Origin of the sequence: Raskinella chloraquaticus (SeqCode) (assembly GCF_021731865.1) — a bacterium.
In the GTDB taxonomy this organism is placed as follows: Bacteria; Pseudomonadota; Alphaproteobacteria; order Rhizobiales; family UBA4765; genus Raskinella; species Raskinella chloraquaticus.
This window is the reverse complement of sequence record NZ_JAKFWN010000013.1, coordinates 1-23,542: the sequence shown is the minus strand read 5'-3', so window position 1 is coordinate 23,542 and position 23,542 is coordinate 1. Positions and strand designations below refer to the sequence as shown.

The following is a 23,542-nucleotide window of genomic DNA, read 5'->3' as shown; positions in this document are numbered from 1 at the left end:
TGCTCATAGGCGCGCTTTTTCAGGGCGGCCAGCAGCGCGTCGAGATCGGCAAGCAGAAGATCGGCAGCGCGGCTTAATTGAACGGCAAGGCAGGTATCAAGCACGTCCGATGAGGTGAGGCCCTGGTGCAGGAAACGCGCTTCAGGGCCCACGATTTCGCTCACATGGGTGAGAAAGGCGATGACGTCGTGCTTCACCTCGCGCTCGATTGCATCGATGCGGGCGCTGTCGAAACTGGCCTTGTCTCCCTTCTCCCAGATGAGAGCCGCTGCGGATTTCGGCACAACGCCAAGCTCGGCCAGCGCATCGGTCGCGTGCGCCTCGATTTCAAACCAGATACGGAAGCGCGTTTCTGGCGACCAGATGGCTGTCATGGCGGGACGAGCATAGCGGGGGATCATGGGTAACCTCGGAAAATCGATTTTTTTTTCAGGCGGCAGCGCGGCGCAGCGCCTCGATGGCTGATCGGTAGGTAGCAGGGCCGTCCTTGAAGATCGATGAGCCGGCCACCAGAACATTGGCGCCTGCAGCGCACGCCGCTCCTGCATTCTCGGGGCCGATGCCGCCATCAACCTCAATGTCGATGGGTCGCTCACCGACAAGAGCCGCCACGTGGCGCAGGCTGGTGAGCGCGCCGTCAATGAAGCTTTGGCCGCCGAAGCCGGGGTTGACGCTCATCACCAGCACGAGGTCGACGAGATCAAGCACTGCCTCAACCGCTGATGCCGGCGTGCCGGGATTGATGACGACGCCCGCTTTCTTGCCAAGGCTGCGAATAAGGCCAAGCGAACGATGGAGGTGGGGTCCTGCTTCAACGTGCAGCGAGATGAGATCAGCGCCTGCCGCCGCAAAGGCCGGTATATAGGGATCGACCGGCGCGATCATCAGGTGGACATCGAAGGGCTTCGTCGAATGCGGGCGCAGAGCCTTGACGATGGCCGGACCGAAACTGATATTGGGCACGAAATGCCCGTCCATGATGTCGAGATGAAGCCAGTCGGCACCCGCTTCATCGATAGCGCGGGTTTCTGCACCAAGAGCGGCGAAGTCGGCGGCAAGCAGCGAAGGGGCAATCTTCAGGGGGCGGGGCATGATGTCTCCTGCCTCTGGCTAGCATGGGCTCCGCCGGGGCGAAACCGCTGCCTGTTCAAGAAATAGGTCTTTCCACCTGTGATTGATCGGAACTAGAGTCAGGACCCCATCAATTTAGGCAAAACGGCATGGCACGAATGGATAAAATGGCAGGAGAAGCCCGAAAAGCATACCCTTTGGTATGGTTGAGGGCGTCGACGAACCAGTTTACCATTCGTGCCTTGTCCTTCGGATGGGGTGAAATGACGCGATCTTTATCTTTATGTCGCAAGCCTTTGAACGTCAGACGACTTCCTGCAGGCTTGCTCCTCAACCTCGCGCCATGTCCCTCCCACCGTTTCGCCCAAATTAACGGGTCCTGACCTTAGGTAAAGGTGGCGCGAGCGCGGAGGCCAGGATGGAACACAAGGTTGATGTTATCGTATTGGGCGCCGGCATGGTGGGTGCTGCCTCGGCAGCCTTTCTGGCCGAGCGCGGCCTCAAAGTGGCGCTGGTTGATCGTCAGGCGCCAGGCGAGGGCACGTCCTACGGCAATGCCGGGGTGATCGACCGGTCCTCGCTGCTGCCAACCGCGTTTCCGCGCCATCTGCCGACATTGCTGCGCTATCTTTCGGGACAGACGGCGCATCTTCATTTCAACGCCGGCTTCGTGCCGCGCATCGCCGGCTGGCTCTTTGCCTATTACCGCGAGTCATCGCCTGAGCGCATCGCAGCGTCAGCTGCCCGACTGGCGCCACTCGCGGCGCATGCGATCGCCGAGCACAAGGGGCTGGCGGCGCGGGCGGGGGTCTCTCACCTCATCCGCGATACGGGATGGCTGCATCTTTACCGGACGCAGGGCGGATTTGATTCCGAGCGCCGGGATCATGACCTGATGCGCAAATACGGGGTTGCGGTCGATGAGCTGGATAGCGCGGGCATTGCGGCGCTGGAACCGCATGTCAAGCCGGTGATGACGCGCGCGGCCTATTTGAGTGCGGCGTCCTCAACATCGGATCCCGGTGCGCTCGCCAAAGCCTATGTCGAGCATATGCAGAAGCTGGGTGGCGTCTTTGTGACTGCGGATGCCGGCGGGCTGGTGCGCCGTGCCTCAGGCTTCGCGCTGGCATCTGAAAATGGCGTCATTCTGGGCGATCAGGTGGTCGTGGCGCTCGGGCCATGGGCAAAGGAATTTCTTGCCCGTTTCGCGGTTGATGTGCCGATTGCGGTCAAGCGCGGCTATCACATGCATTATTCGGCTGTCGGCAATGCCGTACCAGGCCGCCCGATGCTCGATGTGGAGGGCGGTTACAACATGACGCCGATGATGAAAGGCATCCGCATCACCACAGGAGCCGAATTCAATGATCGCGACGCGCCGCCAACGCCGGTGCAGCTTGACAAGGCGGAAGCAGCCGCCCGCACGCTCTTCCCGCTCGACAAGAGGCTGGAGCCGCAAGCCTGGCTCGGACGCCGGCCCAATACGCCTGATGGTGCGCCGATCATCGGCGCCACGCCTGGCGTCCCCGGCATGTGGCTTGCCGTTGGCCACGGGCATTGGGGGATTGGTCTGGGGGCGGCGACGGGGCGGCTTGTAGCCGACCTGGTGAGCGGGTCAACGCCGCTGGTTGATCCGGCATCGTTATCGCTCAAGCGTTTCACGTAGCTGCCTGCTGGCAGAAATCTGAGTCGTCAGAATCGGTTGCAGGCGCAAGCTGCGGTAAAAGTAGAGCCTCAACGGCCCCATTTCTGGCGATAGCTCGGCAGCAGAGGGGAACCTTTGTCGTTTGCCGCCTCATGGATGGCACGGGCGATGGCGCGGGCCAGCGTGTTGGCAGCAAGGGCGCCGAGAAGCGTCATCTCGCCGGCATCTCGGGGGGCGGGGCGGTGCCCGGTTGCCGCAGCAAAGACGGTGTCGCCGTCATGAAGGGTATGGACAGGATAGATCGCGCGCGCCAATCCGTCCTGCGCCATCATGGCAAGCTGGCGGCACTGGGTCTTGGTGAGTGTGGCATCAGTGGCTATCACCGCAAGGGTCGTTGACTGACCAATCCCCCCTTTGAGCGCGAGCGTCGTGGTTGCGGGCACGAGGTCAGGCGGCAGGCCATGGCCGCCGAATTCGCTGTCGATCTCGAAGGGGGCTGCCCAGAAATGGAGGCTATCGCCCATCGTCACCCGGCCAACCGCGTTGACGGCTGCCAGCGCACCGATGGTCTGACCGGCGGCGGCGATGGCGGAAGCCGACCCAAGGCCACCTTTCAGATCAGCAATCGTGGCACCAAGCCCGGCGCCGACGCTGCCGAGCGTAAAATCCCGGCCTGCGGCGGTGACGGCGGCCGCGCCCAGTTCGCGATAGGGCGGATAGTCGCCCCAGGCTTTATTCCCCCCATTGAGCAGATCAAAGAGGATGGCTGCCGGCACAATCGGCACGCGCGCCGGGCCAACCGCATAGCCGCGCCCCGTTTTCGCCAGCGCCGCCATGGCACCCGATGCCGCATCGAGGCCAAAGGCCGAGCCGCCGGAAAGAATAATGGCATCGACATGCTCGACCAGGCGTTCGGGCAGCAGGAGGTCGCTTTCACGGCTGCCGGAGGCGCCGCCACGAATATCGACGCTGGCGACTGCCGGATGGTCAAACACCAGAGCGGTGACGCCCGATATCAGGTGATCATCGCCGGCGTGTCCAACGCTGATCCCGGCAACATCGGTCACGAGATTTCGCATGGCTGGTGAAGCATCCTTAGGCTAGAGCGGTGTGCGGCACCCGTTTGTGGCCGGCAAGCGCGGCTGGCGCAAGGGCGGAACAGCCTTCGTCTGGTCTGAATGGCTGGTGGGAGTGATGGTATGACTGTAACGATTCTTGCGGCGTTCGGGGCCGGCCTTTTGTCCTTTCTCAGCCCGTGCGTGCTGCCGCTCGTGCCGCCTTATCTGTGCTATCTCGCCGGCGTGAGCTTTGATCAGCTGACGGCACATGAGGCGGCGCAACCGCTCGACCGGCGCCGGGTGGCGGTGAGCGCGCTGCTGTTCGTCCTCGGTTTTTCAACCGTTTTCATCACATTGGGGGCTACCGCCTCGGTGCTGGGGCAGGCGCTCGCGCGCCATCTGGCGTTGCTCGGGCAGATCGCCGGCGTCCTCATCATCATCATGGGCCTGCATTTTCTCGGTGTTTTCCGCCTGGCGCTGCTTTATCGCGAAGCGCGGTTCGAGGCGCCGCGGCAGGCCGGCTTTGCGGGAGCCTTCCTCATGGGGCTTGCCTTCGCCTTTGGCTGGACGCCGTGCATCGGTCCGGTGCTGGCGGCAATTCTCGCCGTGGCGGCGAGTGAAAACACAGTGTGGAGCGGTATCGGTCTGCTTGCAGTCTATTCAGCCGGGCTCGGCGTCCCGTTCATGCTCGCAGCATTTGCCATCGGACCGTTTCTCACCGCGTCGCTGCGGTTCCGGCGCTTTCTGCCGATCGTGGAAAAAGTCATGGGCGGGGCGCTGGTTGCCACCGGCATCCTCTTTCTCACGGGCACGATCAGCAATGTCGCCATCTGGATGCTGGAGACATTCCCGGTCCTGGCTCGGTTGGGGTAAGCGCGACCGTGAGGACAGCAAAACGCCCGCCTTTCAAGGGGCGGGCGTTCCGCTCTCATTTAGAGATCACATCTCAGAGTTCGATGTAATTGCCGGCCTTCCACACATACATGACGTAGTCAGGGCGGGTGATATCGCCCTTCTTGTCATAGGCGATCGGGCCGATAACGGTTGGCCACGCCTTGCCGTTGCGGATGGTTTCCATGACCTTCTTCGGATCGTTGGTCTTGGCTTCGGCGGCGGCGGCGGCGAAGATCTGCACCGCAGCGTAAGAATAGAGCGTGTAGGCTTCCGGATCGTAGCCGGCAGCCTTGAACTTGGCGACGGCTTCCTTCGCGGCCGGGTTGTTGCGCGGATCGGACGGGAAGGTCATCAGCGTGCCTTCGGCGCCGGGACCGGCAACGGTCCAGAACTCCTTGGTGGTGATGCCGTCAGCCGCCATCATGACCGCGTTGAGGCCCTGGTCGCGCATCTGGCGGACAATGAGGCCGCCTTCGGTGTGCAGGCCGCCCCAGTAGATGAGGTCGACATTGGCCTGCTTCATCTTGGAGACGAGCGCCGAGAAATCCTTCTCGCCGACATTGATGCCTTCATACATCACTTCGGTAACGCCACCCTTGTTCATGGTCGCCTTGGTGAAGTCGGCGAGACCCTTGCCGTAAGGCGTCTTGTCATGAACGACGGCGACCTTGGCGGTCTTCTTGTTCTTGACGATGTATTCGCCGGCGATCACGCCTTGCTGGTCGTCACGACCGCAGGTGCGCGCGACGTTCCACAGACCGCGCTCGGTGATGGTGGGGTTGGTGGCAGACGGTGTCATCATCGCCGCGCCCGCTTCAGCGTAGACTTCGGAAGCGGGGATGGTGACGCCCGAATTGAAGTGACCAACGACGAATTTGACACCGTCGGACACAAATTTATTGGCGACCGAGACGCCTTCCTTCGGGTCGGAGCGGTCATCGCCAAATTGCAGGGCGATCTTGGCGCCGTTCATGCCGCCGGCGGCATTGACGGCATCAACAGCGGCCTCGGTGCCGCGGCGCAGCTGTTCACCGAACGAGGCGTTCGGGCCGGTGAGCGGCCCGCCGCAACCGAATTTGAGGGCGGCCTGCGCGAAGGTGGCTTCGGTGCCGAGCGTCAAACCGACGCCGGCTGCCGCACCGCCGAGCAAGACCTGACGTTTGGTCAGCTTGATGGACATGGTAGTCTCCCTATTCAATGAACACTGTGGCACTTCAACGGCCCAGCTGCCGGGGTTTTAGCCCGGCTTTGGCTGTCCGTCCATGGTTTCGCCGAAATCTTGCCCCTGAGGGGCCGATTCTGCGTTGCGGCGGCAGCGACTTCAGGGGCGAATGCCCCGGGAGAGAGTAAAGCGAAAGGCGCTAACGTAAGGAAAGGGCTGGAGGCAGAGATCATTCGTCCTCCGCTGGCACAGCGCGTATCCAGGAAAAAAGACCCTTCTTGGTATAAAGCCAGTGATATTGCCGCACCATCTGGCTGGCCCTCACGCGAAAATAGCCAAGTGTTGCCAGAGACAGCACGACAACGAGGTCGATCAGATAATAATGAAGCGACAGCAGGGTGCCGTTGAACAGCGCATAGTGAACCCAGCGCACGACAAGGGCGAACGGAAGAGCGTAGAGCACGACCTGGGTGTAAGGGCGCCATGTGGCGGCAATCGCCGATCCGAAGCGCCATGCCGCCCATGCGGCAATGGCGCAGGTGATCACCAGGAAGTCGCCGATGCCGGCCTCGATGACAAGCGTCGGGCGCACAATCGCTGCCAGCAACATCAAGGTGAGGGCGATGAAGGGCAAGAGGATGACAGTGGTACCGCCATTGGCGTTGACTGCGCGCTCCATCAGTGCCTCCCGCCTTCGAGATAGGCGGCACGCACCTCAGGCCGCTCGAGCAATTCGGCGCCCGAGCCCGACAGGGTGATGACCCCATTCACCATCACATAGCCGCGATGGGCGAGCTTGAGCGCATGATAGGCGTTCTGCTCCACCAGAAAGACGCTTAATCCATCCCGCTTGTTGAGGGCGGCGATGATCTCGAAGATCTGCTTGACGATCAAGGGCGCAAGGCCGAGCGAGGGCTCGTCGAGCAGCAGCAGGCGCGGCCGGCTCATCAGGGCGCGGGCAATAGCCAGCATCTGTTGTTCGCCGCCCGACAGCGTGCCGCCTCGCTGCTGAAGCCTTTCCCTGAGGCGCGGAAAGAGATCGCAGACACGCTCCAGGTCTTCCTTGAAATAAGCGAGCTGGTTGATGGCCGCGCCCATCTGGAGGTTTTCATACACCGTCATGCGCGGGAAAATGCGCCGGCCCTCGGGCGATTGGGCGATCGACAGGCTCATGATCTCGTGCGTCGGCAAGGCGGTGATGTCCTTGCCGTCAAACGTGATCTTGCCTTCGCGGGCGCGCGGCGTGCCGCAGATCGTCATCATCAGCGTCGATTTGCCCGCGCCATTGGCGCCGATGAGCGTCGTGATCTTCCCTTCCTCGACATCAATATCAACGCCTTTGAGAGCGATGATCGAGCCGTAATAGGTCTTGACGCCGCGAACCGAGAGGAGGGTGGTCATACGCCCACCTCCGCTTCAATGGCCTTGACCTCGCCTTCGTCCTCGGCGCCCAGATAAGCGGCAATGACCTTGGGGTCGTTGCGCACGAAATCGGGCGTGCCATCGGAAATCTTGGTGCCATAATCAAGAACCACGACGTGGTCGGAAATTTCCATCACTACCGACATATCGTGCTCGATCAGCAGGATCGAGGTCAGGCCCTCGGCCCGGATGCCACGCAGCAGGGCGTTCAATTCGCCGCTTTCCTTCGGGTTGAGGCCGGCGGCTGGTTCATCAAGGCAGAGCAGTTGCGGGTCCGAGCACATGGCGCGGGCAATTTCCAGCCGGCGCTGATCGCCATAGGGGAGGGCGCCGGCGGCATCATCGGCGCGCGCGGTGAGATGGATGCGCTCAAGCCATTGCCGCGCCTTGGCGATGGCTGCTGCCTCCGCCTGGCGATAGCTTTTGAGCCCCAGGATGCCCTTGAGTGTCCAGCCTGAGGCCCGCATCAGATGGTTATGCTGGGCAACCAGCAGGTTTTCCAGAACCGTCATCCCGGAAAACAGACGGATATTCTGGAAGGTGCGGGCAACGCGCGCCTTTTGCGCCACCAGATAGTCGGGCAGACGCTCGAGCAGGAAAACCCGGCCTTGCTGGTCGCTGATATCAGGCGTCGCACCGTCGGTGAGGGGGGTGAGGAGATCGCTCCCCGGCTTGCCGTGATAAAGAACCAGGCGGCCTTCGGTTGGCTTATAGAAGCCGGTGATGCAGTTGAAGACAGTGGTCTTGCCGGCGCCATTGGGGCCGATAACAGCAGTGATATGTCCGCGTGCCGCCTTGAACGAGAGTTCGTTGATCGCAATGAGGCCGCCAAAGCGCATCGTCAGGCGTTCGACACTGAGGATCGTGTCGTGTTCCCAGAGAGGGACTTGCATCAGCCGTGACCCTCCTTGACGAAATCGCCGGAGATGGCTTGCGCTTTTTTACCCAGCGTCACCGTTGGTTCTCGCGTCGAAATAAGGCCGCGCGGCTTCCAGATCATGATGAGCACCATGCCAATGCCAAGGATCAGCATGCGGTATTTGGTGGGGTCGAAATCGCTGCCGAACACCAGGCGCAGGCTTTCGACATTGCGCAGCATTTCCGGCCCGCCGATGAGCACCATGGTGGCAATGATGACGCCCAGCATCGAGCCCAGACCGCCCAGAACGACGATGGCCAGGATGATCGCCGATTCCATGAAGACGAAGCTTTCGGGCGAGATGAACCCCTGCCTTGCCGCAAAGAAGCAGCCGGCAAAGCCACCGAACATGGCGCCGATGGAAAAGGCGGTGAGCTTGGTGTTGGTGGTGTTGATGCCAAGCGAGCGGCAGGCGATCTCGTCCTCGCGCAGCGCTTCCCAGGCGCGCCCGATAGGCAGCCGGCGCAGGCGCAGCGTCACGATGAAGGTGACAGCTGCAAGAGCCACAATGACATAATAGAGAAAGATGATGCGGTGCATCGGATCAAAGGTGATGCCGAAGGTTGCGGCAAAGCCATTATCGGCGGCGCTGAACGGCAGACCGAAAAAGGTCGGACGCGGGATGGAGGAAATGCCCGCTCCGCCATTGGTCACATCGACCCAGTTGATCAGAACGAGGCGAATGATTTCGCCGAAGGCGAGCGTGACAATGGCCAGATAATCACCGCGCAGACGCAATACGGGAAAGCCCAGAATGACGCCCCATAAAGCTGCCAGAAGCCCCGAGACCGGCAGGCAGATCCAGAACATCCACGGGGCCAGCCATTCAAGGCCCGGCAGTTTGACGAGTGTGGTTGCGAGCAGCGCATAGGTATAGGCGCCAACCGCGTAGAAAGCGACATAACCCAGATCAAGAAGGCCGGCGAGGCCCACAACGACGTTGAGCCCCCAGCCGAGCATCACATAGGTGAGCAGCAGGATCCCAAGATCGACGAGATAGCGCGATGACTGCAATTCGCCATTAGCGATGATGACAATCGCCGGAAAGAGGACGGCGGCGATCAGAAAGGCGGGGCCGGCCTGCGCTTCAAGCTTCAAAAGCAAGGGGTTGGTTGTCTTCGTCGGCGCGGTTTTGAGCGTTTGCGCGCGATGAGCAGACCACAGATTGATCAGAAAACGGCCGATGACGACAATAGCGACGACGCCTGCCAGCAACATCGTGCGCGGGACGAGAATGATCTGATTTGTCAGCGTTTGCTGGGTCTCGTAGCCCAGAAGCAGGCCGAAGATGAGAAAAGCGATGATGCCGGCGAGACAGGCATCCTTGAAGGCCGCGCCATAGTCCAGTCCAGGCTTCATCGCCGGGTCGGCCGCGGGGGATTGCATCGTGGCCATCGCTCAGACCTTCTCGACTTCAGGTTTGCCAAGCAGGCCTTGCGGCATGAAAATCAACACCACGGCGAGAATAGAGAAGGCCGCGACATCCTTGTATTCAATGGAAAAGTAGGCTGACCAGAAGGTTTCGATCAGGCCGATGAGCAGGCCGCCGACAACCGCGCCGGGAAGGGAGCCGATGCCGCCCAGAACAGCGGCGGTGAAAGCTTTGACGCCGGGTACGAAGCCATCGGCGAAATTCACCACGCCATAATAGACGAGATACATCGTGCCGGCGACGGCGGCGAGGGCCGCGCCCATGACGAAGGTGATGGAAATCGTGCGGTCGACATTAATGCCGAGGAGGGCCGCCATGCGGCTATCCTGCTCGCAGGCGCGTTGCGCACGGCCAAGCGGTGTGCGCTGCACCAGATACCAGAACACCGCCAGCAGCAGGGCCGTCACCGCGACGATGACGATCTGCTTATAGGAGATGGCTACAACGAAATTACCCTCGCCGGCGATCTTGATGACGTCGGTCAGCATGGGTGCCAGCGGCTTGTTGCGTGCGCCCTGCGCCACCTGGATGAAATTCATCAGGAGAATCGACATGCCGATGGCGGAAATCAGTGGCGCCAGACGGAATGAACCCCGCAGCGGGCGATAGGCCGATTTTTCGATCACCCAGTTGATCAGAGAGGTCAGAAACATCGATGCCAGAAGGACGATGGTCAGGGTGATGAACAATGAGGTGATGCCGACAATGGTGGTCACAAACAAAAAGACCAGCAGCGCGATGAAGGACGAGACCATGAACAGGTCGCCATGGGCAAAGTTCACCATGCCGATGATGCCGAAGACCATGGTGTAGCCGATAGCGATCAGACCATAGATGGAGCCAAGGGTGACGCCGTTGATTAATTGCTGTGCAAAATACTCCACGATACCCTGTCCCTGTCCCAGCGACGGTTGGCCCGCCATCATTGCAACACTGCCATGCTACGCTGATTGTTAAGTATCTGCCAAGCTTGATTGTTGGTCGGCGCTGCCTCGTGGTTAATCGCGATACCGTTGCGTCAATCATGCGTGTCGCGCGGCGCGGCGGAGAGCGATAACTGACCAGGTCAGCCATTACAGAAATTTCGAAAAACACTGATTTTTGTGATTATTTTTGCAGTGCGGAAATTTTGATTTCCGTTTTCTCGACACTTGACCCGGTTTGGGGATGGGACCACACTTGGCTTGCGCGTGAAACCATGACGCAAGGCGCCGGCAACCGCCACGCCCAAAAATTCAACACCGCGGCGGATTTTTCGTCACCGGTGTCAATGATATCGCAGGAGGGAGACTATGGCGCAGACACCGAAAATCGCCGTCGCCATGACGGTCAATGGACAGGATGTTTCGGCAAGGCTCGAAGCACGCACGCTGCTGGTGCAGTATCTGCGCGAGGGGCTGCGGCTGACCGGCACCCATGTCGGCTGTGACACCAGCCAGTGCGGCGCCTGTGTCGTTCATGTCGACGGCAAGGCGGTGAAATCATGCACGATCCTGGCCAGTCAATGCGAGGGCGCGCAGGTGATGACGATCGAGGGGCTCGCCCATGGCGACAAGCTCCATCCCATGCAGGAGGCGTTTCGCGAACATCACGGCCTTCAATGCGGCTTCTGCACGCCGGGTATGATCATGACGGCGGTTGATATAGCGCAGCGTCTGGGCACGCCTGACGAGCACACCATCCGCGAGGAGCTTGAGGGCAATATCTGTCGCTGCACGGGCTACCATAATATCGTCAAGGCGATTGATGCCGGCTGCCAGGAAATGGCGAAGGGCCAACATCGTCAGGCTGCTGAATAAAAATTAAAAAATATGTTGCGGGAGAAAATCCATGACCAAGACAGGGATCGGCGCTTCGGTTAAGCGCAAGGAAGACCAGCGTTTTATCACGGGCAATGGACAATATACGGATGATGTCAGCCGGCCGGGGCATGTTCACGCCTATTTCCTGCGCTCGCCCCATGCGCACGCCGTCATCAGGCGTCTGGATATCGCGGCGGCGAAAGGGGCGCCCGGCGTGCTCGGGGTATTTACAGGTGATGATCTGGCGGCTGACAAGATCGGCGGCCTGATCTGCGGCTGGATGATCCATTCCAAGGATGGGTCAGCGATGAAGGCAGGCGCGCATCCGGCACTGGCGCAGGGCAAGGTGCGCTATGTCGGCGATCATGTGGCGGTCGTCATTGCCGAAACGCTCGCCGAAGCGCGCGACGGGGCTGAAAAGATCATCGTTGATTACGAGGTGTTGCCGGCGGTTATCGATACGGCGGGCGCACAGGCGGCGAAAACCCAGCTCCATGACGTTGCCCCGCGCAATACGGTGTTTGAATGGGCAATCGGCGACAAGGCGGCGACCGAAGCCGCTTTCGGTGCGGCCCATCACGTGACCAAGATCGATCTCGTCAACAACCGTCTGGTGCCCAACGCCATGGAGCCACGGGCGGCGATCGGCGAATACGACCCGGGACAGGGCGCCTACACGCTGTGGACAACCTCGCAAAATCCGCATGTGGCACGCCTCGTGCTGTCGGCGTTCATCGGTATCGCGCCGGAAAACAAGCTCAGGGTGATCGCGCCGGATGTCGGCGGTGGTTTCGGCTCGAAGATATTCATCTATGCGGAGGAAACGGTTGCGGTCTGGGCGTCCAAGAAGGTGGGGCGTCCGGTCAAATGGGTAAGCGACCGTACGGAAGCCTTTCTGTCGGATGCGCATGGGCGTGATCATGTCACCCATGCCGAGCTGGCGATGGACGCCAAGGGCAAAATTCTCGGCCTCAGGGTCAAGACTATTGCCAATCTTGGCGCTTATCTCTCGACCTTTTCATCCTCGGTGCCGACCTATCTCTACGCAACACTGCTGTCGGGCCAGTATGATATTCCGGCGATCTACGCCGAAGTCGATGCTGTCTATACCAACACCGCGCCGGTTGATGCCTATCGCGGTGCCGGGCGACCGGAAGCGACGTTCGTGGTGGAGCGCATCATCGAGACGGCCGCCCGCCAGATGGGTCTTGATCCGGCCGATCTGCGCAAGCGCAATTTCGTGCGCAAATTCCCGCATCAGACGCCGGTCATCATGATGTATGACGCTGGCGATTACCGCGCGTCGCTCGACAAGGCGATGGAGATCGCCGACGTCAAGGGCTTCGGCAAGCGCAAGCGTGAAGCGGCGCGGCGCGGCAGGCTGCGCGGCCTTGGCTATTCGACCTATATCGAGGCGTGCGGCATTGCTCCTTCACAGGCCGTAGGATCGCTTGGCGCCGGCGTCGGCCTGTGGGAATCAGCCGAGGTGCGCGTCAACCCCACCGGCTCGGTCGAGGTGTTGACCGGTTCGCATGCCCATGGCCAGGGCCATGAGACGACGTTTGCGCAATTGGTGTCGGAGCGCCTCGGCGTGCCGATGGAGAGCATCAACATCGTTCATGGCGATACCGACAAGGTTCAGTTCGGCATGGGCACCTATGGCTCGCGTTCCGGCGCGGTCGGCATGTCGGCCATCGTCAAGGCGCTCGACAAGGTCGAGGCGAAGGCAAAGAAGGTGGCGGCTCATCTTCTGGAAGCATCTGAAGCCGATATCGACTTCAAGGATGGCAAGTTCACCGTCAAGGGCACCGACAAATCAGTGGCGTTCGCCGATGTCGCGCTCAACGCCTATGTCGCTCACAAATTTCCCACCTCGGAAATCGAGCCGGGGCTGAAAGAGGGGGCTTTCTACGACCCGACCAATTTCACATTTCCCGCCGGCTGCCATATCTGCGAGGTTGAAATCGACCCGGAAACGGGCGTTACCGAGATCGCCAACTATACGGCGGTCGATGATTTCGGTGTTCTCATCAATCCGATGATCGTCGAGGGCCAGGTTCATGGCGGCATCGCCCAGGGGATCGGGCAGGCGCTCACGGAAGGTGCCGTCTATGACGCCAGTGGCCAGCTTCTGACGGCAAGCTATATGGATTACTGCATGCCGCGGGCTGATAATCTGCCGTCATTCAAACTTGGCTTCACCGAGACAAGATGCCCGTCCAATCCGCTTGGCATCAAGGGGTGCGGCGAGGCCGGCGCCATTGCCGCGCCAGCCGCCGTCATGAATGCGATGACGGATGCACTCGGCACGGAAGCCGTGACCATGCCGGCAACCCCGCAGGCGGTGTGGAAAGTGGCACAAAGCCAGCAGAAATTGGCGGCTGCTGAATAAGTCAGCCTTGAAGACATTTCGGAATTCCGATCCCAGGAGATCACCATGTACGCATTCACCTATCTTCGTCCCGGCTCCGTCAGGGGCGCGTCCAAGGCGCTTGCCACAAAGGAAAACGCCAAGCTGCTTGCCGGCGGCCAGACGCTGTTACCGACCATGAAGCAGAGGCTTGCTTCACCCGACCATATCGTTGATCTCAGCCAGATTGATGATCTGAAAAACATTGAACAGAAGGGCCGGCGCATCGTCATCGGCGCCATGGCAACGCATGCTTCCGTAGCTTCATCGGCGCTTGTCCGCGACAATATCCCGGCGCTTGCGGCTCTCGCCGGTGGCATCGGCGATCCGGCGGTGCGCCATCGCGGCACCATCGGTGGATCGGTCGCCAATAATGATCCAGCCGCTGATTATCCTGCAGCGGTGCTGGCGCTGGGTGCCACCATCCACACCAACAAGCGCAAGATCGCGGCTGACGAGTTCTTCGCCGGCCTGTTCACGACCGCGCTTGAAGAGGATGAGGTGATCACCAAAATCACCTTCCCCATGCCCTCGCGCGCCGCCTACCAGAAATTCCGCAACCCCGCCTCGCGCTACGCGCTTGTCGGCGTGTTCGTGGCCAAGCGCGGGCGCGATATCCGCGTTACCGTCACGGGTGCCGGCTCAAACGGCGTCTTTCGCTGGAGCGCGGCGGAGGCAGCGCTGTCGAAGCGTTTTTCGGTGAAATCACTCGAAGGGCTGTCGATCAGCGCCAGCGGTCTTAATGGTGATATCCATGCTTCGCCCGAATACAGGGCTCATCTGATCGCCGTCATGACGGCGCGGGCGGTTGCGGCAGCGTGAGCTGAGGAGGTGATGGCAGGTCCGTCATCACCTCTTCATTTTGATGATTTTGATAGCCGCTTTCGTAACAATCAAAGGAACCTGCCATGGATATCCACGCACTGGCCCAGGATTTTGTTGCACTCCTCAAGGCAGGCGATCATCACGGCGCGGCCGCCAAATATAATTCGCCTGAGATCGTCAGCTATGAAGCGATGGATGGCGACATGGCGGTGTGCAAGGGGACGGCGGCCGTCAAGGCGAAGAGCGATTGGTGGTATGCCAATCACGAGATGCATAAATCGGAAGCGCGGGGCCCTTATATCAATGGGTCTGCTTTTGCTGTGCACTTTTCTATAGATGTGACGGCGAAAGAGAGCGGCAAGCGCATGGAGATGGACGAAATCGGCCTTTACACTGTAAAGGACGGCAAAATTACTGAGGAACGCTTCTTCTATTCCATGGGGTAAGCGGAAGGGTTGCGCGCCTTCGCTCCAAATGTCGAGGTGTCGTGCTCGAATTTGCTTTTGTTTCACTGCTCATCGAACTGACGCCGGGTCCCAATATGGGATATCTCGTGGCGCTGGTGATGGCGCGCGGCATGCGGGCTGGCCTGTTTGCAGTGGCGGGCGTGATGATCGGCCTGGCGATGATCGGGTTGCTGGCCATTTCGGGGCTGGCAACTTTGGTTGATCAGGTGCCCGCTGTGGCGACAGGGCTTCGTTATGGCGGCGCGGCTTTTCTTCTTTATCTTGCCTATGACGCCTGGCGCGATCCTTCCCCGCAACAGGCAGCGGAAGGCGGGCGAAATTTCCGCCAGGGGCTGGTTACCAATCTTCTCAATCCCAAGGCGGCGCTGTTCTACCTCACCGTGTTGCCGCCCTTTGCCGAGGCAGCGGGCATGGCCGATCGGGCGGGGCTGGCGATCCATGTCGGCGTCTATGTTGCGATTGCCACGCTTGTTCATCTGGCAATTGTCATTGCCGCCGCCGGGCTGCATCGTGTCGCGCTCACGCCAGGCAATGAGAGGGGAGTGCGGCGGATCGCGGCTTGCCTGCTGGCGTTGGTGGCCCTGTGGTTTTTCTGGAAATCGCGCACGGTATAAAATTTGTAAGAGCGCTTTGATTCAGCGCCAACAAAGCTAAGATAAGCGACATGACACAGATTGCCTTGCCTCAATCCATCGACGATACGCTGGCGCTGCTCGGCAACGCCGATTACGTCGCCGACCGCTCGCTTGCCACCGTCATTTTTCTGGCGCTCAAGCTTGGCCGTCCGCTTCTTCTCGAAGGGGAGGCGGGTGTGGGCAAGACGGAAATCGCCAAGGTGCTGGCGCAGGGGCTCGGGCGGCGCCTCATCCGCCTGCAATGCTATGAGGGGCTTGATGTCGCCTCGGCTGTGTATGAATGGAATTATGCGGCACAGATGATCGAGATCAGGCTTGCCGAAGCGGGGGGCGCGACGAGCCGCGACAAGCTCACAAGCGATGTCTTCTCGCAGCGCTTTCTCATCGAGCGGCCGCTGCTCCAGGCGCTGAAGGCGGACCCCGCCGGCCCTCCGGTGCTGCTGATAGATGAGCTTGACCGTACCGACGAAGCGTTTGAAGCGTTTCTTCTGGAAATTCTGGCCGATTTTCAGGTGACGATCCCCGAGCTTGGGACCATCAAGGCGGCCGCCGCGCCGATTGTCATTCTCACCTCCAACCGCACCCGTGAAATCCACGACGCGCTGAAACGCCGCTGCCTTTACCACTGGGTCGATTACCCCGATGCGGCACGCGAACTGGCGATCCTGTCGGCGAAAGTGCCGGGTGTGCCCAAACGATTGTCGCGTGAAATCGTCGCTTTCGTGCAGGCGATCCGCAAGGAAGATCTCTTCAAGGTGCCTGGCGTTGCCGAGACGCTTGACTGGGCATCCGCGCTGGTTGAACTCGACAAAGTGGCGCTCGATCCGGCCCTGGTGTCGGACACGCTCGGAGTTATCCTCAAATATCAGGATGACATCAGCAAGATCGCGGGGTCGCGGGCGGCCCAGCTGCTTGATGATGTGCGGGCGGAACTGAAGGCGTGAAGGCGCCCGAGACCATCGAGGGCGAGGACGGCAGGCTTGGCGAAAACATTGCTTATTTCGCCCGTGCGCTGCGCGTTGCCGGCCTGCCGATCGGGCCTGGGATGGTGATCGATGCGGTCAGGGGCGTTGAAGCCTCAGGGATCGGCGACAAGCAGGATTTTTACTGGACGCTCCACGCCCTCCTCGTGCGCAAGCATGAGCATACGCCGCTCTTTGACCAGGCATTCCGCCTCTTCTGGAAGAAGCGCGGCTATCTTGAGCGGCTGATGTCGATGATGCTGCCGGCGATGGAGGATCCGCGCCAGCGCAAGGCCGAGACGGCGATGCGTCGTGTGCAGGAGGCGCTGTTCTCGGCCATCCGCGATCAGAAGAAGCCAAAAAAGCCGAGGCTCGATATCGACGCGACCTTTACGGTGTCGGACGCGGAAATCCTGCAGCGCAAGGATTTCGAACAGATGAGCGCCGAGGAACTGGCGCTGGCGGCCAAGGCGATTGCCCGGCTGCGTCTGTCGGTTGATGAGCAGGTAACGCGCCGTCTCAAGCCTGCCATTCGCGGACGGCTGATTGATCCACGCCGCACCTTGCGCGCGTCGCTTCGGGCAGGCGGGGCGCTTATCGACCTCAAGCGCCGTGATCACGGCATCCGCCGGCCACCGATTGTGGCTTTATGCGACATCTCCGGCTCGATGAGCCAGTACACGCGAATCTTCCTGCATTTTCTTCATGCGCTGTCGGCTGAGCGCGGGCAGGTGCATAGCTTCCTCTTCGGCACCCGGCTGACAAACATCACCCGCACGCTGCGCCACAAGGATGTGGATGAGGCGATTGCCGCCTGTTCGGCGGCCGTGCCCGACTGGTCAGGCGGGACGCGTATCGCCACTTCCCTTCATCAGTTTAATCGCCATTGGTCGCGCCGTGTGCTGGGGCAAGGGGCGATTGTGCTTCTGGTGAGCGATGGGCTTGAGCGCGACGATCACGGGCTTGAGGATGAAATGGCGCGGCTTCATCGCTCATGCCGGCGCCTCATCTGGCTTAATCCTCTGCTGCGCTATGATGGTTTCGAGCCGCGCGCGCGGGGCATCCGTGCCATGCTGCCGCATGTGGACGAATTCCGGCCGGTTCATGATCTAACCAGCATTGCCGATCTGGTGCAGGCTCTGTCGCGGCCGATTGATCAAACAACCGATATGCGTGTCTGGCGCCAGCGCGCCGCCTGAAAAGGAGAGTATGATGGATCAGCCTGATCTGCTCGATGCTGCGGCTTCCTGGCGCCAGGCCGGCAAGGGGGTGGCGATTGCTACCGTGGTCGAGACATGGGGTTCGGCGCCGCGTGGTGCCGGCGCGCAACTGGCAATCGATGAGAACGGCCATTTTCTTGGCTCGGTATCGGGCGGTTGCGTCGAAGGCGAGGTGGTGGCAGGCGCCATGGATGTGATCGCTGATGGCCGGCCGCGCCTTCTTGAATTCGGGGTGGCGGATGAGACGGCGTGGCGGGTGGGGCTTTCCTGTGGCGGGCGCATCAGAGTTCTGGTTGAAAGGGTGGAGTGATGGCATCGTCCGATATTCTCATTGCCTTTGCGATCGCGACATTTCTTTTTGCTGCCGTTCCGGGTCCGGCGATCCTCTATACCGCCGCGCAGACGATGGCGCGTGGCGCGAGGGGTGGGCTGCTTGCTGCTCTCGGGATCCATCTTGGCGGTTACGTTCATGTGACGGCGGCGGCGATGGGGCTGGCGGCGCTCTTTGCCCTTATCCCGACGCTCTATATCGTGCTGAAGATTTTCGGTGCCCTTTATCTGATCTGGGTTGGTATTGGCCTGATCCGGCGCGGTAATGATGATGCCGGGCAGGCGCCGGCCAGTATCAAAAGCAGCCAGCGAGTGTTTGCGGAAAGTATGCTGGTTGAAGTGCTCAATCCGAAGGCTGCCCTGTTTTACGTCGCCTTCCTGCCGCAATTTGTCGATCCGTCCGCCAATTTTCCCGTATGGACGCAGTTCCTCATTCTCGGTGTCGTTGTTAACGCCATGTTCGGCCTTGCCGATGTGTTCACCGTTATCCTGACCTCGCACGTCGTCGGCGGTCTGCGCCGCGCTGAAGGGGCGCAACGCTGGTTCAGGTGGATCGGCGGCGCACTCATGGCCGGGCTTGGCATCCGATTGGCGTTCGAGCGGAGTTGAGGGATGCGCCTTAGCGATCTTGCCGCGCTCAATGCGGCGCGTGCCGGGCGGCGTGCCGGCCTGCTGGTGCAGGATCTGGCTGGCGGCAGCGAACGCTTTATTGACGAGGCGAGGCTTGAGCGCAACGATCCGCTTTATGACGACGCGGTTGCGCGCTTTCGCTCAGGAATGAGTGGCATGGTCGAGACGAGGGACGGCCCGCGCTTTCTCAACGTCTTCGTGCCAGCGCCGCGCCTGGTCATCATCGGTGCCGTTCATGTCACGCAGTCGCTGGCGCCAATGGCGAAGATGGCAGGCTATAACGTCACCATCATCGATCCGCGCAGCGCTTTTGCAACGCCGGAGCGTTTTCCTGGTATCGCGGTTGAGGCGCAGTGGCCGCAGGATGCGTTGCCACGCCTCGGACTTGACCGCTATACGGGCGTGGCGACGCTGACGCACGACCCGAAGATCGACGATCCTGCCCTTATCGCCGCCCTCAACGCCGAGTGCTTTTATGTGGGTGCGCTGGGCTCACGCAAAACCCATGGCGCACGCCGTGCGCGGCTTGAGGCTGCCGGTATCGATGACACACGCTTCAGCCGCATCCATGCGCCGATTGGCCTTGATCTGGGCGGGCGGGCGCCAGCTGAAATCGCGGTGGCGGTGCTGGCGGAAGTGATCCGCACCTTGCGGCGGGGCGATGAGGCGGGGCGATGAAATTCGGCCCGGTCGCGCTCGGCGACGCACTTGGTGCCATTGCCGCGCATACCCTCAAGGCTGGCGATCACGTCATCCGCAAGGGTGGCGTTCTCGCAGCCGGCGATATCGACGCGCTGGAACGCGCTGGCATCGCCTCGCTCGTCGTGGCACGGCTGGAGGCGGGCGACATTGGCGAGAACGAGGCAGCGGCGCGGCTGGCGCGGGCGCTCGCCGGAGCGGGATTGCGGTGTGAGGAGGCGTTCACCGGCAGGGTCAATCTCTTCACCGAGACGGCGGGCGTGTTACGTATCGACAGCGCTGTCATCGCCGCGATGAACGCCATCGATGAAGGGATAACGGTGGCGACCCTGCCGGCCTTCAGCGCGGTGGAAGCCGGGCGCATGGTCGGCACCGTCAAGATCATTCCCTACGGAATTGCCGGGGCGCAGGTGGCGGCAGCTGAAATGGCGGCGGCCGGCGGCGGCATGTCGCTGGCGCCGTTCCGGCGAAGGGAGGTCGCGCTGGTGCAGACGATTACGCCAGGGTTTGCGGCAAAAATCCTCGACAAGACAACGCGCGTCACCGAAGCGCGGCTTGCCGCCATGGGCGCGCGGATCAGCCGTGAGTGGCGGATTGCTCATGAGGAAACGACGCTGGCGGACACCTTGCGGCAGGCTGGCGCCCTGTACGATCTGATCATCGTCTTTGGTGCCTCGGCCATATCCGACCGGCGGGATGTCATTCCAGCGGCGATAGCGGCAGCCGGTGGAAAGATTGCTCATCTCGGCATGCCGGTTGATCCGGGTAATCTGCTGTTGCTTGGCCATATTGCCGGCAAGGCGGTGATCGGCGCGCCAGGTTGCGCGCGCTCGCCGAAGGAGAATGGCTTTGACATGGTGTTATCCCGCCTGATGGCTGGTATCCCGGTCGACAGCTCGACCATCGCCGGGCTCGGTGTGGGCGGATTGCTGATGGAAATTTCCAGCCGGCCGCAGCCGCGCGCGGGCAACCTTGCCGCAAAGACGTCACCGCATCTGGCGGCGGTGGTGCTGGCGGCTGGCCGCTCGACGCGCTTTGGTGCCGACAACAAGCTCGTCGCCAGTCATGCCGGCAAGCCGGTGGTGCGTCATGTCATCGAGGCGCTGGCGGCAGCTGCCCTGCCGGTGGTCGTTGTTGTCGGCCATCAGGCGAAGGCGGTGCGCGATGCGCTTGATGGTTTGGCGGTGACCTTCGTCGAAAATGCCAATTATGCCGACGGCATGGCAGGCTCGCTGCGCTGTGGCATCGGTGCGCTCGAAGCGTCCTGCGATGGCGCTTTCATTGTCCTGGGCGATATGCCGGCGATCAGTGCTGATCTTGTCAGGCAGCTCGCGGCGCGTTTTTCGCCTGACGAGGGCAGGGCGATCATAGCGCCTGTGTTTTCGGGAAAGCGCGGCCATCCGGTGTTGTGGGCGCGGCGCTATTTCGACGAATTAGCAGCGATTGCCGGGGACACCGGCGCTCGCCATCTGCTGGGTGTTCATCACGAGGCGGTCGATGATGTAGCGTGGCGTGATGACAGCATACTGCTCGACGTCGATACCCCGCAGGCGCTGGCGGCGCTTGCGGGGCGAGGGCAGGATTAAAGCCGCCCGGAATAGGCGGAGCGCGGTTGGTAGTCGACATGTGTTGACGGCACCCAGCGCTCGGTTGCGGGCGCGTAGGGGCTGAGCACGGGGATGGAGTGCACTTCTGCTGGCACATGCTGCACGATGGTGCGGGCAGGGGCGACCAGAACCCGGCGGGTGCGCTGGCGGTAGGTGGCGGGAAGCGTCACATGTTCGATACGCGCGGGCGCCACCTCAACCTGATGGGCGATGGTGGCGTATTGGGCTGGAACATCAATCTCGCACAAAACGTCACGCCCGCGCGCATCCCGCTGGTGGCGCCATTCGCGGCGCGCGGGTGACGTCATGACGCGCTCGTGGCGCGTTTTGACTGTGGCTGGCACATGGCGGGCGACGACACGCTCGGGCTGGACCAGGACATTCTCGACGATGGTGTCATAGCGGGCCCGCTCGCGGCGCACGACAGGGCGGGGTTGGCGAACGGACAGCTCGGTCGGGACATAATGGTTGAGCGCCGGTGTCGCCTGCTTCACGTAACAATCGGGGCACGGCGCGCCGAAACCAAAGAGATGGTAACTCGAATGGTCATTGGCCATTGCCGGGCCCATGGCCAGACCGACTGCCAGGAGGGTTGCGCTGAAATATCTGCGTGTCATCGTATTGTCCTTGCCGCTTGTTAAATAAAACATGGCACGGACAATCCAAAATTTGCAACACAATGCAACAAGTATAATAACCAGATATGGTTATTGTTACAATTTTAATTAAATATGTTTTTTATTATTTTTGTATTTCTCTATTTTTTGAAGCGCTCGCTGCAAACCAGAAGGCGGCGGCACCGATGCAGGTAATGACCAGGAAAATATGCAGCGGCGTCTGGTAATTCTCGCCGATCTGCCACAGGAAGGCGAGGAGCAGGGGGGCGATGGCCTTGGCGAGGTTGGTGACCAGGGTCAAGGCGCCTGAAATGGCACCATAGCCGCGCGTGCCGAAGATTTCTGCGACACCGGCGCCGCGCACGATGGTGATCATGCCATTGCCAAGGCCGTAGACGAAGGCGAATGCGACCAGTCCCGGAAAGCCGAAAGGCGGAGCGGCGATCAGCAAGATCATGGCGACGATCGGCATGAGGAAGACGACTTTGCCAAGGGCGCGGGCCGAGACGTTGGTGGCGAAAAAGAAGAGGATCAGCCGCCCGCCAACCTGGGACGGGCCGATGAGGGCAACAGCGGCCACGGTCTGATCAAGACTGACACCGCGTTCACTCAGCAGGGGGATCATATGAAAGGTGAGCCCGGAGAAGAGGAGCGCATAGGCTGTCAATGCCAGCGACAGACCCCAGAAGGCGGGTTGGCGCAGCGCGCCGGTCAAGGGTGAGTGTTCCTGCGTCGTGGAAGGGGTGACGGCTTCGCCACTCATGCTGCCGCGTGTTCCCGACAGCATGAGGATGTTGAAGATACCGGGGATGGTAAGCTGGATGATTGCGAGCGCTAACAGCGCCTGGCGCCAGCCGAAATGATCAATGAGAAGATGGGTGAGCGGAATGAAGACGGTCGAGGCAAAGCCGCCGAAAAAGGTCATGAACGTGATGGCGCGCTTGTAGTCGCGGACATTGGCGGTCAGGACGGCGAAGGCTGGTTCGTACAATGTGCCGGCATGCAGCATGCCGATGACGATCCACAGCAAGTAAAAGCTCGTGAGATCGCTGATCATCGACCACAGCGCCAGGCATGCCGCGCCCAAAACAGCGCAGATGCCCATGATCCAGCGTCCACCAAAACGGTCGATCAGCGTACCGGCGGGAAGGGCCATGATGGCGGAAGCCAACAGGCCGAGCGACAGGGCGCCGTTGAGTTCGGTACGGCTCCAGCCGAATTCGGCTTCCATGGGGACGATGAACAGGGTGAACGCGTAGAATAGCGTGCCCCAGGAGACCACCTGGCCGATGGAAAGGGCAATCACCATGGCGCTTGCCGGGGCAAATTGGCGTGCAGGCGCCGTGACTTCGGGCGATGAGATAATTTCTTTCATTTCAATCTTTCAAGTATTATTGAAATGTTGTAAGGGTAGATGATGAATGAAGCTGCGGCAATTGCTCTTTTTGCGGCTCTGGCCCATCCCCAGCGCCTGACGGCGTTTCGTCTGCTCATGCGTTGCGGGGTTGACGGGCTCGCCGCGGGCGATCTGGCACAGCGTCTGGCGATTAATCCGTCCGCCCTCTCGTTTCATCTCAAGGATATGGAGGCGGCGGGTCTTGTGTGTCCGCGTCGCGTCGGGCGGCGTATCATCTACCGCGCCGATCTGTCGATTGGCGGCAAACTCGCCGCCTTCCTGCAACGCGATTGCTGTGCAGGGCTTGCCGCATTTTCGTCTCTCCCTGATGTCCCCGCC

General features: G+C 61.1%; 25 protein-coding genes. 14 read left to right on the top strand and 11 right to left on the bottom strand.

The genetic code is table 11. The features are described 5' to 3' along the window. On the bottom strand, positions 1-401 hold a 401-nt coding region (locus tag ACINK1_RS05155), incomplete at its 3' end, for a lyase family protein (protein WP_395760013.1). A 28-nt stretch (positions 402-429) separates the two neighbouring features. Then, positions 430-1,092 carry a ribulose-phosphate 3-epimerase gene (gene rpe, locus ACINK1_RS05150; RefSeq protein ID WP_376801211.1) on the bottom strand — a complete coding sequence of 221 codons (663 nt, stop codon included), beginning with the start codon at positions 1,090-1,092 and terminating at the stop codon, positions 430-432. Positions 1,093-1,489: 397 nt separating this feature from the next. Here rpe and ACINK1_RS05145 point away from each other — a divergent pair, with 397 nt between their 5' ends. After that, the gene (locus ACINK1_RS05145; protein WP_376801210.1) at positions 1,490-2,737 is read left to right on the top strand and encodes an FAD-binding oxidoreductase; all 1,248 of its coding nucleotides are present in this window, start codon (positions 1,490-1,492) and stop codon (positions 2,735-2,737) included. Positions 2,738-2,805: 68 nt separating this feature from the next. On the opposite strand, the gene ACINK1_RS05140 is transcribed toward ACINK1_RS05145, so the two are convergent. Further along, positions 2,806-3,795: a P1 family peptidase gene (locus ACINK1_RS05140; protein ID WP_376801209.1), complete on the bottom strand. Its 990-nt coding sequence runs from the start codon at positions 3,793-3,795 to the stop codon at positions 2,806-2,808. A 120-nt stretch (positions 3,796-3,915) separates the two neighbouring features. Between ACINK1_RS05140 and ACINK1_RS05135 the strand changes: the two genes are divergently transcribed. After that, the gene (locus ACINK1_RS05135) at positions 3,916-4,647 is read left to right on the top strand and encodes a cytochrome c biogenesis CcdA family protein (RefSeq protein WP_376801208.1); all 732 of its coding nucleotides are present in this window, start codon (positions 3,916-3,918) and stop codon (positions 4,645-4,647) included. Positions 4,648-4,720: 73 nt separating this feature from the next. Here the strand turns inward: ACINK1_RS05135 and ACINK1_RS05130 are convergent, their stop codons facing one another. From ACINK1_RS05130 to ACINK1_RS05105, 6 genes are all read right to left on the bottom strand, one after another. After that, positions 4,721-5,848, bottom strand: coding sequence for a branched-chain amino acid ABC transporter substrate-binding protein (locus tag ACINK1_RS05130; RefSeq protein ID WP_376801207.1), 1,128 nt, complete (start codon positions 5,846-5,848; stop codon positions 4,721-4,723). A gap of 211 nt (positions 5,849-6,059) precedes the next feature. Beyond that, positions 6,060-6,440: a DUF6867 family protein gene (locus ACINK1_RS05125; RefSeq protein ID WP_376801251.1), complete on the bottom strand. Its 381-nt coding sequence runs from the start codon at positions 6,438-6,440 to the stop codon at positions 6,060-6,062. A gap of 68 nt (positions 6,441-6,508) precedes the next feature. Continuing rightward, positions 6,509-7,231 carry an ABC transporter ATP-binding protein gene (locus ACINK1_RS05120; protein ID WP_376801206.1) on the bottom strand — a complete coding sequence of 241 codons (723 nt, stop codon included), beginning with the start codon at positions 7,229-7,231 and terminating at the stop codon, positions 6,509-6,511. Further along, positions 7,228-8,145 (bottom strand): ABC transporter ATP-binding protein, encoded by a 918-nt coding sequence (locus tag ACINK1_RS05115; RefSeq protein WP_376801205.1) that lies wholly within the window; start codon positions 8,143-8,145, stop codon positions 7,228-7,230. The genes ACINK1_RS05120 and ACINK1_RS05115 overlap by 4 nt, the downstream gene beginning before the upstream one ends. Beyond that, positions 8,145-9,530, bottom strand: coding sequence for a high-affinity branched-chain amino acid ABC transporter permease LivM (gene livM / locus ACINK1_RS05110; protein WP_376803845.1), 1,386 nt, complete (start codon positions 9,528-9,530; stop codon positions 8,145-8,147). The genes ACINK1_RS05115 and livM overlap by 1 nt, the downstream gene beginning before the upstream one ends. Before the next feature lie 39 nt (positions 9,531-9,569). Further along, a complete protein-coding gene (locus ACINK1_RS05105; protein WP_376801203.1) occupies positions 9,570-10,526 on the bottom strand; it encodes a branched-chain amino acid ABC transporter permease in 957 nt (318 codons plus the stop codon). A gap of 369 nt (positions 10,527-10,895) precedes the next feature. On the opposite strand from ACINK1_RS05105, the gene ACINK1_RS05100 reads away from it, so the two are divergent. From ACINK1_RS05100 to ACINK1_RS05050, 11 genes are all read left to right on the top strand, one after another. After that, positions 10,896-11,402: a (2Fe-2S)-binding protein gene (locus ACINK1_RS05100; RefSeq protein ID WP_376801202.1), complete on the top strand. Its 507-nt coding sequence runs from the start codon at positions 10,896-10,898 to the stop codon at positions 11,400-11,402. Between the two features lie 31 nt (positions 11,403-11,433). Further along, positions 11,434-13,797: a xanthine dehydrogenase family protein molybdopterin-binding subunit gene (locus ACINK1_RS05095; protein WP_376801201.1), complete on the top strand. Its 2,364-nt coding sequence runs from the start codon at positions 11,434-11,436 to the stop codon at positions 13,795-13,797. 45 nt (positions 13,798-13,842) lie between these two features. Next, complete coding sequence (locus ACINK1_RS05090; RefSeq protein ID WP_376801200.1) at positions 13,843-14,637, top strand: xanthine dehydrogenase family protein subunit M; 795 nt, start codon at positions 13,843-13,845, stop codon at positions 14,635-14,637. Between the two features lie 86 nt (positions 14,638-14,723). Then, entirely contained in the window at positions 14,724-15,086 is a 363-nt protein-coding gene (locus ACINK1_RS05085) for a nuclear transport factor 2 family protein (protein WP_376801199.1), read from the top strand. 41 nt (positions 15,087-15,127) lie between these two features. Then, positions 15,128-15,721 carry a LysE family translocator gene (locus tag ACINK1_RS05080; RefSeq protein ID WP_376801198.1) on the top strand — a complete coding sequence of 198 codons (594 nt, stop codon included), beginning with the start codon at positions 15,128-15,130 and terminating at the stop codon, positions 15,719-15,721. 50 nt (positions 15,722-15,771) lie between these two features. After that, a complete protein-coding gene (locus ACINK1_RS05075; RefSeq protein ID WP_376801197.1) occupies positions 15,772-16,686 on the top strand; it encodes a MoxR family ATPase in 915 nt (304 codons plus the stop codon). Then, positions 16,683-17,903 (top strand): VWA domain-containing protein, encoded by a 1,221-nt coding sequence (locus ACINK1_RS05070; protein WP_376801196.1) that lies wholly within the window; start codon positions 16,683-16,685, stop codon positions 17,901-17,903. Before ACINK1_RS05075 ends, ACINK1_RS05070 begins: the two co-directional genes overlap by 4 nt. Positions 17,904-17,913: 10 nt before the next feature. Continuing rightward, the gene (locus ACINK1_RS05065; protein WP_376801250.1) at positions 17,914-18,234 is read left to right on the top strand and encodes an XdhC family protein; all 321 of its coding nucleotides are present in this window, start codon (positions 17,914-17,916) and stop codon (positions 18,232-18,234) included. Continuing rightward, positions 18,234-18,863, top strand: coding sequence for a LysE family translocator (locus ACINK1_RS05060; protein WP_376801195.1), 630 nt, complete (start codon positions 18,234-18,236; stop codon positions 18,861-18,863). Before ACINK1_RS05065 ends, ACINK1_RS05060 begins: the two co-directional genes overlap by 1 nt. 3 nt (positions 18,864-18,866) lie before the next feature. Next, positions 18,867-19,562: an XdhC family protein gene (locus ACINK1_RS05055; RefSeq protein ID WP_376801194.1), complete on the top strand. Its 696-nt coding sequence runs from the start codon at positions 18,867-18,869 to the stop codon at positions 19,560-19,562. Next, positions 19,559-21,169 carry an NTP transferase domain-containing protein gene (locus tag ACINK1_RS05050; RefSeq protein WP_376801193.1) on the top strand — a complete coding sequence of 537 codons (1,611 nt, stop codon included), beginning with the start codon at positions 19,559-19,561 and terminating at the stop codon, positions 21,167-21,169. Before ACINK1_RS05055 ends, ACINK1_RS05050 begins: the two co-directional genes overlap by 4 nt. On the opposite strand, the gene ACINK1_RS05045 is transcribed toward ACINK1_RS05050, so the two are convergent. Together ACINK1_RS05045 and ACINK1_RS05040 are read right to left on the bottom strand one after the other, a co-directional pair. After that, positions 21,166-21,840 carry a hypothetical protein gene (locus tag ACINK1_RS05045; RefSeq protein ID WP_376801192.1) on the bottom strand — a complete coding sequence of 225 codons (675 nt, stop codon included), beginning with the start codon at positions 21,838-21,840 and terminating at the stop codon, positions 21,166-21,168. The genes ACINK1_RS05050 and ACINK1_RS05045 overlap by 4 nt on opposite strands. A 91-nt stretch (positions 21,841-21,931) precedes the next feature. Then, entirely contained in the window at positions 21,932-23,182 is a 1,251-nt protein-coding gene (locus tag ACINK1_RS05040; RefSeq protein ID WP_376801191.1) for an MFS transporter, read from the bottom strand. Positions 23,183-23,221: 39 nt separating this feature from the next. Here ACINK1_RS05040 and ACINK1_RS05035 point away from each other — a divergent pair. Next, positions 23,222-23,542: ArsR/SmtB family transcription factor (locus ACINK1_RS05035; protein WP_395760012.1), on the top strand; the 321-nt coding region annotated here is incomplete at its 3' end.

Coding starts and splice junctions, on each gene's coding strand:
- rpe (WP_376801211.1), bottom strand. CDS start 1,092: ATGCCCCGCCCCCTGAAGATTGCCCCTTCGCTGCTTGCCGCCGACTTC.
- ACINK1_RS05145 (WP_376801210.1), top strand. CDS start 1,490: ATGGAACACAAGGTTGATGTTATCGTATTGGGCGCCGGCATGGTGGGT.
- ACINK1_RS05140 (WP_376801209.1), bottom strand. CDS start 3,795: ATGCGAAATCTCGTGACCGATGTTGCCGGGATCAGCGTTGGACACGCC.
- ACINK1_RS05135 (WP_376801208.1), top strand. CDS start 3,916: ATGACTGTAACGATTCTTGCGGCGTTCGGGGCCGGCCTTTTGTCCTTT.
- ACINK1_RS05130 (WP_376801207.1), bottom strand. CDS start 5,848: ATGTCCATCAAGCTGACCAAACGTCAGGTCTTGCTCGGCGGTGCGGCA.
- ACINK1_RS05125 (WP_376801251.1), bottom strand. CDS start 6,440: ATGTTGCTGGCAGCGATTGTGCGCCCGACGCTTGTCATCGAGGCCGGC.
- ACINK1_RS05120 (WP_376801206.1), bottom strand. CDS start 7,231: ATGACCACCCTCCTCTCGGTTCGCGGCGTCAAGACCTATTACGGCTCG.
- ACINK1_RS05115 (WP_376801205.1), bottom strand. CDS start 8,145: ATGCAAGTCCCTCTCTGGGAACACGACACGATCCTCAGTGTCGAACGC.
- livM (WP_376803845.1), bottom strand. CDS start 9,530: ATGAAGCCTGGACTGGACTATGGCGCGGCCTTCAAGGATGCCTGTCTC.
- ACINK1_RS05105 (WP_376801203.1), bottom strand. CDS start 10,526: ATGGCGGGCCAACCGTCGCTGGGACAGGGACAGGGTATCGTGGAGTAT.
- ACINK1_RS05100 (WP_376801202.1), top strand. CDS start 10,896: ATGGCGCAGACACCGAAAATCGCCGTCGCCATGACGGTCAATGGACAG.
- ACINK1_RS05095 (WP_376801201.1), top strand. CDS start 11,434: ATGACCAAGACAGGGATCGGCGCTTCGGTTAAGCGCAAGGAAGACCAG.
- ACINK1_RS05090 (WP_376801200.1), top strand. CDS start 13,843: ATGTACGCATTCACCTATCTTCGTCCCGGCTCCGTCAGGGGCGCGTCC.
- ACINK1_RS05085 (WP_376801199.1), top strand. CDS start 14,724: ATGGATATCCACGCACTGGCCCAGGATTTTGTTGCACTCCTCAAGGCA.
- ACINK1_RS05075 (WP_376801197.1), top strand. CDS start 15,772: ATGACACAGATTGCCTTGCCTCAATCCATCGACGATACGCTGGCGCTG.
- ACINK1_RS05065 (WP_376801250.1), top strand. CDS start 17,914: ATGATGGATCAGCCTGATCTGCTCGATGCTGCGGCTTCCTGGCGCCAG.
- ACINK1_RS05060 (WP_376801195.1), top strand. CDS start 18,234: ATGGCATCGTCCGATATTCTCATTGCCTTTGCGATCGCGACATTTCTT.
- ACINK1_RS05055 (WP_376801194.1), top strand. CDS start 18,867: ATGCGCCTTAGCGATCTTGCCGCGCTCAATGCGGCGCGTGCCGGGCGG.
- ACINK1_RS05050 (WP_376801193.1), top strand. CDS start 19,559: ATGAAATTCGGCCCGGTCGCGCTCGGCGACGCACTTGGTGCCATTGCC.
- ACINK1_RS05045 (WP_376801192.1), bottom strand. CDS start 21,840: ATGTTTTATTTAACAAGCGGCAAGGACAATACGATGACACGCAGATAT.
- ACINK1_RS05040 (WP_376801191.1), bottom strand. CDS start 23,182: ATGAAAGAAATTATCTCATCGCCCGAAGTCACGGCGCCTGCACGCCAA.